We start from the raw sequence: 12,366 nt of genomic DNA, 5'->3' as shown, positions 1-12,366 counted from the left end.
AGCAGAACCCCGGGTATGGGGTTCGCGGGCCCCGGGGAGGCGACCGGCTGGCCACCACGAAGGGGTTTGTTAGGACAGTAACCTAACAAACCCCTATGCCGATAAACAAGGCTCCTTGCGCTCGTCGGATAACGTTTCGGACTCGGCGACGGATCGCGTCACACGTGCGCACTAAGGGTCCGCATGACACTAAGATCGTTCTCGGAGGTTAAGGTGTCTATGACTCAAAGCAGTGACATCCGGGTCGCCGTATCGACGGTGATCCTGACGCTGCGGCGCACCGATGACGGGCGGGCGCGGCTCGCGCTGCCGCTCGTGCTACGCACCCGCGAGCCGTTCGCACAGCAGTGGGCGCTTCCCGGCGGCTGGCTGACCGTGGCCGAATCCCCCGTCGACGCGGCTGCGCGCACACTCGCGGAGACCACAGGTCTCGCACCCAGCTACCTGGAGCAGCTCTACGCCTTCGGTGCGGTCGACCGCTCCCCCACCCGAGTCGTCTCGATCGTGTACTGGGCGCTGCTCCGCCAGGACGACGTGACCGCCCAGATCGCGGCGCACCAGGCTTCCGGCCGCGCCCCCGAGAACGTGCGCTGGTTCGATGTGGATCAGCTGCCCCGACTGGCTTTCGATCACTCCGAGATCGTCGAATACGCGCTGTGGCGACTCCGCAACAAGGTCGGATACAGCCGGGTCGCCCAAGGCTTCCTCCCCGAGGAGTTCACGCTTGCCGAGCTCCGGGAGGCCTACGAGTCGATCCTCGGCCGGACCCTCGACCCGGCGAACTTCCGCCGCCAGGTCGAGGCCGCCGGAAACCTCCTCCCCACCGACCGCTTCCGCACCGGAAGCCATCGTCCTGCACGTCTGTACCGCGACAACACCGATGTCGAGCTGGCCGACCGCGGCCCGCTCGGTCCCGAAGAAACGAGCACCCGATGAGCATCACCTTCGTACCCGCTCCCGCCGTTCCACCGCTGGACCCCTCGGTGGACCATGCAATCCAGGCGATCGTCACCGGCGCGTCGACCGACGCCACCTGCACGACGGACCTCGCCGCCGGCCCCTGGGACTTCGACGCGCGCCCGGGATACGGTCCCGGTTCCTCGATGGGCGACGTCATCCCGACCGGAGCCCCGCGGCAGGGCGAGCTGCCCGCCGAGTACCGGGAGGCATCCGAGGAAGAGCTCGACGGACGGATCCGCGCGGCCAAGGAGACGCTCGGCGACCGGGTCGTCATCCTCGGTCACTTCTATCAGCGCGAAGAGGTCGTCCAGCACGCGGACTACGTCGGCGACTCCTTCCAGCTCGCCACCGCCGCCAAAGGCCGGGCTGACGCCGAGGCGATCGTGTTCTGCGGGGTGCACTTCATGGCCGAGACCGCCGACCTGCTCTCCCAGCCCGACCAGGCCGTGATCCTCCCGAACCTCGCCGCCGGCTGCTCGATGGCCGACATGGCCGACATCGACCAGGTCGAGGAGTGTTGGGAACAGCTCGAGGAGGTCTTCGGCGACCTCGAGGCCACAGACGCCGAAGGCCGGGTACCGGTGATCCCGGTGACCTACATGAACTCCTCCGCCGCGATCAAGGGCTTCGTCGGGCGTCACGGCGGGATCGTCTGCACGTCGTCGAACGCCCAGACCGTGCTCGAGTGGGCCTTCGAGCGCGGCCGTCGCGTGCTGTTCTTCCCCGACCAGCATCTGGGGCGCAACACCGCCAAGGCGATGGGCGTGCCGCTCGAGCAGATGCCGATGTGGAACCCGCGGCGAGCGCTCGGTGGTTCGTCCGCCGAGCATCTCCTCGACTCCCGGGTGATCCTGTGGCACGGCTTCTGCTCGGTGCACCGGCGCTTCACGGTCGGTCAGATCGAGCAAGCCCGTGCCGAACACCCCGGCGTCCGCGTGATCGTGCACCCCGAATGCCCGATGGAGGTCGTCGACGCCGCCGACGAGGCCGGCTCGACCGAGTACATCCGGCGGGCGATCGACGCGGCGACCGAGCCTTCCGTCTTCGCGATCGGCACCGAGATCAACCTCGTCCGACGACTCGCGGCGCAGTATCCGCAGCACGAGATCTTCTGTCTCGACCCCGTCGTGTGCCCCTGTTCGACGATGTACCGCATCCATCCCGGCTACCTGGCCTGGGTACTGGAGGAACTCGTGGCGGGCCGCACCCCGAACCGGATCACGGTCTCCGGCGACATCGCCGATCCCGCGCGAGTGGCGCTGGAGCGGATGCTCGCCGCCAAGCCCCCGGTGGCCGCAGGCGTGCGATGAACGTCATCGTCGTCGGATCGGGCATCGCGGGCCTCACCGCTGCGCTCCACGCCGAGGAGGCCGGCCACTCGGTGACGGTGGTCACCAAGGGTGCGCTCGGAGACGGATGCACCGCGCTCGCGCAGGGCGGTGTGGCCGGGATCTACGGGCCCGGCGACTCGGCAGAGCAGCACGCGGACGACACGATGGACGCGGGCGCAGGACTCGCCGACCCGGCTGCGGTGCGGGCGCTCGTCGCCGACGCGGCAGAGCGGATCGCAGAGCTGATCAGCCGAGGTGTCGCCTTCGACAGGACGGCAGACGGCGAGCTGCAGCTCGGGCGGGAGGCCGCGCACGGCCACGCCCGCATCGTGCACGCGGGCGGAGACGCCACCGGAGCCGCGATCTCCGCAGCGCTCGTCGCCGCTGCCCGCCGGGCGTCCATGAGCATCGTGGAGCACGCGCTCCTGACCGAGGTGATCGTCGCGGATCACACCGCGCGCGGCGTCGTCCTCCTCATCGGCGGGAAGACCGTCGAGCTCTTCGCCGATGCCGTGATCCTCGCCACCGGCGGCGCCGGGCATCTCTACGCGCACACGACGAACCCCCGCGGCGCGACGGGCGACGGCATCGCCGCGGCCCTGCGCGCGGGAGCCGCCGTCGCCGATCTGGAGTTCGTCCAGTTCCATCCGACGATCCTGGCGTCGGGACCGGCATTCCTCATCTCGGAGGCTGTGCGCGGAGAGGGGGCGACACTGGTCGATGACCGCGGCCGTCGTTTCACCTTCGACAGTCACCCGGACGGTGAACTCGCTCCGCGGGATGTCGTGTCGCGCGCCATCGCGAGGCACGCAGCGATCCAGGCGACACCCGTGCGTCTCGACGCCAGCATGCTGGACGCCGAGAAGCTGGCGGCGCGGTTCCCGACCATCGATCGCGTGACGAGGGAACGCGGATACGACTGGTCACGCGAGCCCATCCCCGTCACTCCGGCCGCCCACTACCTGATGGGCGGCATCGTCACCGACCTCGATGGCCGCACCACGATCCCCGGGCTCTCTGCGGTCGGCGAGGTCGCACGCACCGGCGTCCACGGCGCGAATCGACTCGCCTCCAACTCCCTGTTGGAAGGGGCCGTGTTCGGGGCCCGAGCCGCGGCCGCGCTCGGGACTCCCTGGCGCCCGATCTCACCGGAACCGTCTCCCGCGGCCGTCCACGAGCCCGCGCCCCTTTCGTCTGCGCCGCCCGCCTTCACCCGCACCGCCTTGCAGCGGCTGATGTGGGAGGACGTCGGGCTCCTGCGCTCCGGCGCGCAACTCGCCCGAGCCTGGGCCACCGTGCGTGCATGGGCCGCCGCCGTCCCCGCTCCGGCCACGGCCACGGAGCACGAAGACGCGAACCTGCTGCTACTCGCCGAGGCCACTGCTGCCGCCGCCCTCGCCCGCACCGACTCGGTGGGGGCACACCATCGCGTCGACGCCCCCACCCCTGAAGCGCTCCCGTCGTCCCGCGACCGCTCATCGATCCTGGAGACCGTCTGATGCTCACCCGCGCCACCCTCACCCGCGTCGTCGGAGCAGCCCTCGAAGAAGACGCCCCCTGGGGAGACCTCACCAGCACCACCCTGCTCCCGGCGGAGGCGACGGCCACGGCTGACCTCGTGGCCCGCGAACCCGGCGTGTTCAGCGGTGGCGCGGTCTTCGCGGCCGCCTTCGCCCTCACCGATGACGAGCTCATCGTCGACGTGCACGTCGGCGACGGCGACGAGTTCGCCGCGGGCGATGTCCTCGCTTCGGTGTCGGGCTCGGCACGCAGCATCCTGACGGCCGAACGGGTGGCGCTGAACTTCGCGCAGCGGATGAGCGGCATCGCGAGCCTCACCGCGGCGTACGTCAGCGCGATCGAGGGCACGGCTGCGCGCATCGCCGACACACGCAAGACCACGCCGGGGCTGCGCGCCTTCGAGCGGCATGCGGTCGAATCGGGCGGCGGCCGCAACCACCGCTACTCCCTGTCGGACGCGGTGATGGCGAAGGACAACCACCTGGCCGTGCTCACCCGATCGGGTCTCGACCTCGCGACCGCTCTGCGTCAGGCACTGTCGCGGCTTCCGCACACCACGCACGTCGTCGTCGAAGTCGACCGTCTCGACCAGATCCCGGCCGTCCTCGACGGCGGTGCCCACACGGTGCTGCTCGACAACTTCTCCCTCGACGATCTGCGTGCGGGCGTCGCCCTGATCGGCGGGCGAGCGACGGTCGAAGCCTCCGGTGGAGTGAACCTCGACACCGTCGGCGACATCGCCCGCACCGGGGTGGACGTGATCTCAGTCGGGGCTCTGACCCACTCGGCCCGCGCCCTCGACCTCGGCCTGGATCTGCGGATCGACTGAACATCGTGCTCTACCTCGACCATGCAGCGACCTCTCCGGTGCGTCCGGAGGTGCTCGACGCGATGCGTCCGTACCTCACCGGAGTGTTCGGCAATCCCTCGAGCCATCACACGGCAGGCGAAGCGGCGGCGAGCGCACTCGACGACGCCCGCGTCCGGGTCGCGCGGGTGCTGGGACTGCGCACCGGCGATGTGGTCTTCACCGCGGGCGGGACGGAAGCGAACAACCTCGCGGTGAAGGGCATCACGCTCGCGGCCCTCGAGGCCGGGAAGCGGCATCTCGTCATCTCCCCGATCGAACACGAGTCGATCCTGGAATCCGCCGCGTACCTGCAACGCTTCCACGGGGTCGAGGTGACGATGCTTCCCGTCGACGACGCCGGTCGGATCGCACCGGCTGCGCTCGCGTCGGCGATCAGAGACGACACGGCACTGATCTCCATCGGCCATGCGAACAACGAGGTGGGCACGGTCCAGGACGCGACGGCGCTGGCGTCCGTGGCCCGGGCTTCTCGCGTGCCCCTCCACCTGGATGCGGTGCAATCGGCGGGGTGGCTTCCGCTTGACGGGCTCGGCGCCGACGCCGTCTCCATTGCCGGTCACAAGCTCGGCGCTCCCAAAGGCATCGGCGCTCTGGCCGTGCGAGGTCGCATACCCCTGGAACCGGTGCTGCACGGGGGCGGTCAGGAACGCGGGCGTCGGTCGGGCACGGAGAACGTCGCCGGAGCCGTCGCACTGGCGACCGCCCTGGAAGTCGCGGAGAGCGAGCGGGAGGTCCTGGCACCCCGTGTCGCGGCAACCACGGCACGGTTCATCTCCCTCGTGCTCTCCGGCATCCCCGAAGCCGCGCTCACCGGCGACCCCGCGCACCGCCTGCCCGGCACAGCGAGCTTCACCTTCGCGGGCACCAGCGGTGAATCGGTGCTCCTCGAGCTTGAACGCCGGGGGATCATCTCCTCGAGCGGCTCGGCCTGCGCGGCGGGCAGCGACGACCCCTCGCACGTCCTCCTCGCGTGCGGCGTGCCCCCCGAGGTGGCGCAGACCTCGGTCCGATTCACCTTCGGCAGGGAGGCACTGCCCGATGGCGCACCCGAACGACTCGCGGAACTCGTCATCGACTCCCTGCACGCGGCCCGAGGCTGATGCCCGGCCATAGACTCAGCTGGTGACTGCCTCCGACCCGATCGTGACGCTGGTCGTCCCCGGACGCGATATCGCCGCCTTCGCCCCTGCAGCCCTCGACTCCCTGCGTGCGCAGACCGAGCGCCGGTGGCGGGCGATCCTCATCGACGACGGGTCCACCGACGACACGGGAGCGATCTTCGATGCGGCCGCGGCCACGGACCGACGCTTCACGGCGATCCACCACCCGGCCTCCCGCGGCCTCGGAGCCGCGCGCAACCTCGGACTCGACCGGGTCGACACCCGATACCTCGGATTCCTCGACGGCGACGATGAGCTCCTCCCCGATGCGCTCGCCCGGATGACCCGCACGCTCGACCACACCGGAAGCGACTTCGTGGCCGGTGCGTACGTGCGTTCCCGCCCGGAGGGGTCCGGCTACGTCGCAGGGCGGGTGCAGCCCTGGGTGGCGGCCGCGACCTCTCCGGAGCGACTCGGCACGACCCTCACCGCGCACCCGCAGGCGGTGTCGAACATCGTCGCGTGGTCGAAGGTGAGCCGCACCGCCTTCTGGCGGGACCTCCGATTCCCCGAGGGTGTCGCGTACGAAGATCAGGTGGTCGCGCAGCTGATGTACACCCGGGCGCGCGCCTTCGACGTGATCCCCGACGTCGTCGTGCGATGGCGCCTCCGCGCTGACGGCACGTCGATCACGCAGAGCAAGTCGCAGCTGTCCGTCCTGCGCGACTACCTCGCGGCGTTGCGTGGCGGCATCCGCGTCCTGCACGACGCGGGCGCCCGCGCATCCGTCACCGCCCGACTCGACCTGATCCTCGCGATGGACATCGCACCCCTGCTCGAGATCGCGAGCACCCACCCCGACCCGGCCTACGCGGCCGAGGTCGATGCGTTCATCGCGGAACTCCGGGCACTCCCCGAGTTCGCCGACGCCGCGCCCGACCCCGCCATCGCCGCCGCGCTCGCGTGGTGACGCACGCCCTCCGACCGAACAGGTACCCACGACATGCACGACTACCTCTCCTCTCTCTTCTCGCTCGACGGTCGCACGGCGGTCGTGACGGGCGGCAGCTCCGGGATCGGCCGGGGCATCGCCACCGCGCTCGCCCGCGCCGGTGCCGCGACCGTCATCGTCGCCCGCGGTGAGGCCCGCATCGACGAGACCGTCGAAGAGCTCCGCGCGCACGGCTGCCGCGCCGCGGGGGTCGTCGGCGATCTCCGCACCCGTGCGGGCATCCACGCGGTCGCGGAGGCGGCCACCGAGCCGTTCGGCGAACCGGACATCCTCGTCAACTCGGCCGGGATCAACATCCGCCCTCCGTTCCCGGAGATCACCGAGGACGACTGGGATGCAACGATGACGGTCAACGCGCTCGCTCCCTTCCTCCTCGGACAGCGATACGCACCCGGCATGGCGGAACGCGGCTACGGCCGACTCATCCATATCAGTTCCCAGCAGGCCCACCGCGCCTTCGTCGGCAGCGGGATCTACGGTGTGTCCAAGGGAGCTGTGGAATCGCTCATGCGTTCTGAGGCGGAGGCATGGGGCGGCACCGGCGTGACCAGCAACACCCTGGTGCCCGGGTTCGTGCTCACCCCACTGAACGCCCGTCTGCAGGAGGATCCCGCGAAGATCGCCGAGCTCGCGGCACGCACGATGATCGGCCGCAACGGTCTTCCGAGCGACTTCGCCGGTGCTGCCGTCTTCCTCGCCGGCGCAGGCTCGGCCTACGTGACCGGACACTCGCTGTTCGTCGACGGGGGCCTCTCGGTGCACTGAGGCCGAACACAGCGTCTCAGGACTCCGGCGGGTAGATCGGCTCATCGGGCCGAGGCTCCGCGAGCAACGGCACCGCCGCCGTGATCGTCGCGACCGCGTCGGCACCCGCAGAGTCGGCAGGCGCCCTGTCCGCACGACGATCGGCGAGCGGGGCGGGGGCTCCTCCGGTCACGGCCTGTTCGACTGCGGCCTCGGTATCGAGCACGCGGGAGGCCGCGACCTGTTCCGCTGCGAGCTCGGCATAGAGACCGCCGAGCGCGAGGAGCTCGGTGTGGGTGCCGGACTCGACGATGCGCCCGGCTTCGAGGACGTGGATCACATCCGCGCCCATCACGGTCGACAGTCGATGCGCGATCGACAGCGTGGTCCGTCCCTTCGCCGCCTCGTCCAGCGCCTCCTGCACGACCCGTTCCGAGACGGTGTCGAGAGCGGAGGTCGCCTCGTCGAGGAGCAGGACCGGCGGATCCTTGAGCAGCACGCGGGCGATCGCGATGCGTTGCTTCTCGCCACCGGAGAGCCGGTACCCGCGCTCGCCCACGACGGTGTCGTAGCCCTGCTCGAACCCGGCGATGATGTGGTGGATGTTGGCAGCCGTGCAGGCCGCGATCAGTTCGTCCTCGGTCGCATCCGGCTTGGCATAGCGAAGGTTCTCGCGGATGGTGGCGTGGAAGAGATACGTCTCCTGCGACACGATGCCCACGTGGTCGATGATCGACTCCTGGGAGAGTTCGCGGACATCGGCACCGGCGAACAGCACGGCGCCCCCCTTGGCTTCATACAGACGCGGAGCGAGGTAGAGGATCGTGGTCTTTCCTGCGCCGGACGGTCCGACGAAGGCGACGTGCTGTCCCGGTTCCGCGACGAACGAGACCCCGTCCAAGGTCGCACGGGCCTCGGCGGACGCGTCCGGGTAACGGAAGACGACGTCGACGAATTCGAGCCTTCCGCGCGGCCCCGGAGCCTGGTCGACCGTGATCGCGTCGGGGGCATCCTGGATCTCGGGCACCAGGTCGAGGTACTCGAAGATGCGCGCGAACAATGCCGAAGAGGTCTGCACGTCGAGGGAGACGCGCATCAGTCCCATCAACGGCATGAGCAGTCGCGCCTGCACCGTCGTGAACGCGACCACGGTTCCTGCGGTGATGGCCCCGGTTCCGCCCGCGATCAGATACCCCGAGACGAGGTAGATGACGGCGGGCACACTGGCCATGAGCACCTGCACGACCGCGAAGAAGCCCTGACCGCTCATCGCCCTCCGCACCTGCAGGACGACCTGATTGCGGTTCTCCGCCTGATAGCGCTCGGACTCCGTGCGCTGGCGGTTGAACGCCTTCGACAGCAGCATCCCCGACACGCTCAGCGTCTCCTGCGTGATCGAGGTCAGTTCGGAGAGGGATTCCTGCGTCTCGCCGGCGATCCGCGCGCGCACCTGACCCACACGGCGCTGGACGAAGATGAGGAACGGCATCATGACGACCGCGATGAGCGTCAGACGCCAATCGATCAGGATCATGGCGACCAGCGAAGCGATCACGGTGACGACGTTGCCCAGGATGCTGGTGACGGTGTTGGTCAGCACGCCCGAGACCCCGCCGACGTCGTTCTGCAGACGGGACTGGATGACCCCCGTCTTGGTGCGGGTGAAGAAGCCGAGTTCCATCGCTTGCAGGTGCTCGAAGAGTTTTACCCGCAGATCGCCCGTCACGTTGTTGCCGACCGTGGACGTCAGCCAGGTCTGGGCGACACCGAGCACCGCGGAGAGCAGGAACAGGCCGACCATCGCGGCGACGAGCCAGGCCAGCAGCTCGAGGTGCGGGCCACCCCCGGCGACGGGGAACAGCGCATCGTCGAAGATGCGCTGCACGATCAGGGGCGGGACGACGGCGATCGCGGCTCCGACGATGACGAGGATCCCCGTGAAGAAGATGCGCCAGCGATAGGCGCTGAAGAGCGAGACCACCCGCGAACCCAGCCCGGCGATCCGTGGCGCCTCGGCGTTCAGCTTCCGTTGCGCGTCTTCGTCGACTCCGCGGAACCCACCGCGGTGTCCGCCGCCCATGCCGCCCATGCTCATGGCGCCAGCGTACCCACGCGCGGGGACATCACGGCCCGCGCACCCGTCCTCCACGGATATCTGTGAGTTCGGAATGAAATGTCGGCGATTGCCGTTACGCTGATTGACTCTTGCGAACTCTCGCGAAATCCGTTTCTTCTTCGCCCTGGAGGCCGCCCATGTCTGCCGTCGATACCGGCTCCATCTCGACGACCCCCGCGACGGCAGGGGGCGAGATCTCCCGCACCGACATGCGCGTGATCTGGCTGCTGCTCGTCGCCGCCTTCGTCGCGATCCTCAACGAGACCACGATGGGGATCGCGATCCCCCACCTGAACACCGACCTGGGCATCCCGCCCGAGCTCGGCCAGTGGCTCACGAGCGCGTTCATGCTCACGATGGCAGTCGTGATCCCGACCACGGGCTTCATCCTGCAGCGGTTCACCACGCGCCAGGTCTTCATCGCCGCGATGACCGCGTTCTCGCTCGGCACCCTCGTGGCCCTCGTCGCGCCCGGCTTCACCGTGCTGCTGATCGGTCGCGTGATCCAGGCCGCCGGCACCGGCATCATGATGCCGCTGCTGATGACGACGATCATGAACGTCGTGCCACCGCAGTCGCGTGGCCGCATGATGGGCCGTGTCGGCCTCGTGATCTCGCTCGCTCCGGCGATCGGTCCGACCCTCGCCGGTGCCGTGCTCGAGTTCGCCAGCTGGCGCGCACTCTTCGGGATCATCCTGCCGATCTCGCTGATCGCCCTCCTCATGGGCGTGAAGTGGATGACGAACCTCGGCGAGACCCGGTCCGTCCCGCTCGACATCCTCTCGATCCCGCTCGCAGCGCTCGGCTTCGGCGGCGTCGTGTTCGGGCTCAGCCAGTTCGGTGCCGAGGGCGGATCGGGTGAGACCGCCGGCATCATCTCGCTGATCGTCGGTGCACTGTCGCTGGGGCTGTTCGTCTGGCGTCAGCTCCTGCTGCAGCGCATCGATGACGCACTGCTCGATCTGCGCGTCTTCCGCTCCCGCAACTTCACGCTGTCCGTGATCATCATGTCGATCCTGGCGCTGTCGATGTTCGGCACTCTGACGCTCCTGCCGCAGTACCTGCAGAACGTCGCCGGGCTCAACCCGCTCCAGTCCGGCCTGATCCTCCTCCCCGGTTCCCTGCTGATGGGACTGCTCGGACCGATCATGGGCCGTGTCTACGACGCGCGCGGCACTCGCCCGCTGCTCATCCCCGGCACGATCCTGGTCTCGTCGTCGCTGTTCTTCTACTCGACGGTCGGCGAACACACCATCTGGTGGGCGCTCATCATCGTTCAGGCGGCCATGTCGGTCGGGCTCGCGATGTCGTTCACGCCGCTGTTCTCCGCCTCGCTGGGTTCGCTGCAGCGCTCCCTGTACTCGCACGGTTCCGCGGTGTTGAACACCCTGCAGCAGGTTGCCGGGGCCACGGGAGTCGCCCTGCTGCTGGTGACCTACTCCACGATCCTGCATGCCGGAGAGCAGGAGGGCCTGTCGACCGCGGTTGCGGGTGCTCCCGGTGCTCGCACGGCGTTCCTGATCGCGGCGTTCATCTCGCTCGCGGCCGTGGCGCTGAGCCCGTTCGTCCGCAAGCCTTCCGACGATGCCGGCGAGGCACTGCCTGCCGGGCACTGATCGTTCGGAGGCTGCCCGCGATGGCGTCTGTCTCTTACTCGCTCTTCGGAGCGGGGAACTGGCAGACGCCATTGCTGCAGTAGCCCGCAGCGTCGCCCTCGAGCAGGTTCAAGGAGTCCAGGAGCGGTTGCAGCCCGGCGGGCTCGTCCTGCTGCACGGAATCCTGCCGCGTGTTCTTCACCCCTCGATGCTACGCCTGTCGGGAAGGGGTGGCGCCGGATCCGCACGGTCGGACATGCCCGCAGATCGACCGCGGTTCTCCCGTACGGTTGAGGGATGGTCAAACGACTCCTCGCCCGCATGTTCTGGGCTTTCAGCAGATGGACGCTCGTGAGCGAGGCAGCGCCGACGCGGCCGACCGTTCTGGTCGGCGCTCCGCATACGTCCAACTGGGACTTCGTGCTGATGCTGGCGATCGCCTGGCGACTCGGCATCGACGTGCATTGGCTCGGCAAGAAGAGCCTCTTCCGTGGATGGCGCGGTCCGATCATGCGTGGGCTCGGCGGAATCCCCGTCGACCGTGCTGACCCCGCGAGGGTGGTCAACGACGTCGTGGGCCAGGTGCACGCGGGTACCGTCTTCGGGCTCGTCGTGACACCCGACGGCACCCGAGGCGGCAACGAGTACTGGAAGTCGGGGTTCTATCGGATCGCTCGCGAGACAGGTATGCCGGTGACGCTCGGCTTCGTGGATCGCACGACCATGACGAGCGGGCTCGGTCCGACCATCGATCTGACCGGCGATGTGGGGGCCGACATGGATCGGATCCGAGCGTTCTACGCGGACAAGGCCGGCGCGCGGCCCGAGCGTCGCACCGAACCGCGACTGCGTGAGGAAGGCGCCGAGACCACGGAGCCCGACGCCGCGTAAGCGCGGGTTCCTGCGATCAGCCCCTCTCCGCGGGGTGTGTGCGTGCGTACTCGAGATCCTCGTCACTCAAGGACTCCACCATCCCGACGACAGCACCGGTGATCACGCGGATCTCCTCGCGCACCGCCTCGTCGAGGTGCGGGGTATCGGCGTCGAGCACGGCCCGTCGCCCGTCTTCGGAGAGTTCAGGCCACCAGTCGCGGATCGGAGGGAGCGTCATCATGC

12 protein-coding genes are annotated in these 12,366 nt (G+C 69.1%); 9 read left to right on the top strand and 3 right to left on the bottom strand.

The window, feature by feature from the left end; genetic code table 11:
• Window positions 1-219: 219 nt before the first annotated feature.
• The 7 genes from L978_RS11740 to L978_RS11710 are packed head-to-tail and all read left to right on the top strand — an operon-like array spanning window position 220 to window position 7,560.
• Window positions 220-936, top strand: coding sequence for an NUDIX hydrolase (locus tag L978_RS11740; protein ID WP_047523245.1), 717 nt, complete (start codon window positions 220-222; stop codon window positions 934-936).
• Window positions 933-2,270, top strand: coding sequence for a quinolinate synthase NadA (nadA, locus tag L978_RS11735; protein ID WP_047523244.1), 1,338 nt, complete (start codon window positions 933-935; stop codon window positions 2,268-2,270). The genes L978_RS11740 and nadA overlap by 4 nt, the downstream gene beginning before the upstream one ends.
• Window positions 2,267-3,790, top strand: coding sequence for an L-aspartate oxidase (gene nadB, locus L978_RS11730; protein ID WP_047523243.1), 1,524 nt, complete (start codon window positions 2,267-2,269; stop codon window positions 3,788-3,790). The genes nadA and nadB overlap by 4 nt, the downstream gene beginning before the upstream one ends.
• A complete protein-coding gene (gene nadC / locus L978_RS11725; protein WP_047523242.1) occupies window positions 3,790-4,641 on the top strand; it encodes a carboxylating nicotinate-nucleotide diphosphorylase in 852 nt (283 codons plus the stop codon). Before nadB ends, nadC begins: the two co-directional genes overlap by 1 nt.
• Window positions 4,642-4,646: 5 nt before the next feature.
• Window positions 4,647-5,783: a cysteine desulfurase family protein gene (locus L978_RS11720; protein WP_047523241.1), complete on the top strand. Its 1,137-nt coding sequence runs from the start codon at window positions 4,647-4,649 to the stop codon at window positions 5,781-5,783.
• Between the two features lie 22 nt (window positions 5,784-5,805).
• Window positions 5,806-6,753, top strand: coding sequence for a glycosyltransferase family 2 protein (locus L978_RS11715; protein WP_047523240.1), 948 nt, complete (start codon window positions 5,806-5,808; stop codon window positions 6,751-6,753).
• Between the two features lie 33 nt (window positions 6,754-6,786).
• Window positions 6,787-7,560 carry an SDR family NAD(P)-dependent oxidoreductase gene (locus tag L978_RS11710; protein ID WP_047523239.1) on the top strand — a complete coding sequence of 258 codons (774 nt, stop codon included), beginning with the start codon at window positions 6,787-6,789 and terminating at the stop codon, window positions 7,558-7,560.
• 16 nt (window positions 7,561-7,576) lie between these two features.
• Here L978_RS11710 and L978_RS11705 read toward each other — a convergent pair whose 3' ends face one another.
• Window positions 7,577-9,628, bottom strand: coding sequence for an ABC transporter ATP-binding protein (locus tag L978_RS11705; protein ID WP_047523238.1), 2,052 nt, complete (start codon window positions 9,626-9,628; stop codon window positions 7,577-7,579).
• Window positions 9,629-9,792: 164 nt separating this feature from the next.
• Between L978_RS11705 and L978_RS11700 the strand changes: the two genes are divergently transcribed.
• Window positions 9,793-11,271 carry a DHA2 family efflux MFS transporter permease subunit gene (locus L978_RS11700; RefSeq protein WP_047523237.1) on the top strand — a complete coding sequence of 493 codons (1,479 nt, stop codon included), beginning with the start codon at window positions 9,793-9,795 and terminating at the stop codon, window positions 11,269-11,271.
• A 34-nt stretch (window positions 11,272-11,305) separates the two neighbouring features.
• Here the strand turns inward: L978_RS11700 and L978_RS18950 are convergent, their stop codons facing one another.
• On the bottom strand, window positions 11,306-11,452 hold the full coding sequence (locus L978_RS18950; RefSeq protein ID WP_166804714.1) for a hypothetical protein: 147 nt from the start codon (window positions 11,450-11,452) through the stop codon (window positions 11,306-11,308).
• 95 nt (window positions 11,453-11,547) lie between these two features.
• Between L978_RS18950 and L978_RS11695 the strand changes: the two genes are divergently transcribed.
• A complete protein-coding gene (locus L978_RS11695) occupies window positions 11,548-12,141 on the top strand; it encodes a 1-acyl-sn-glycerol-3-phosphate acyltransferase (RefSeq protein WP_047523236.1) in 594 nt (197 codons plus the stop codon).
• A 16-nt stretch (window positions 12,142-12,157) separates the two neighbouring features.
• On the opposite strand, the gene L978_RS11690 is transcribed toward L978_RS11695, so the two are convergent.
• The gene (locus L978_RS11690; protein WP_047523235.1) at window positions 12,158-12,364 is read right to left on the bottom strand and encodes a hypothetical protein; all 207 of its coding nucleotides are present in this window, start codon (window positions 12,362-12,364) and stop codon (window positions 12,158-12,160) included.
• Window positions 12,365-12,366: the final 2 nt, after the last annotated feature.

This window comes from Microbacterium sp. ZOR0019 (assembly GCF_000800925.1).
GTDB classification, from domain to species: Bacteria; Actinomycetota; Actinomycetes; order Actinomycetales; family Microbacteriaceae; genus Microbacterium; species Microbacterium aurugineum.
This window is presented reverse-complemented; position numbering and strand designations above follow the sequence as displayed.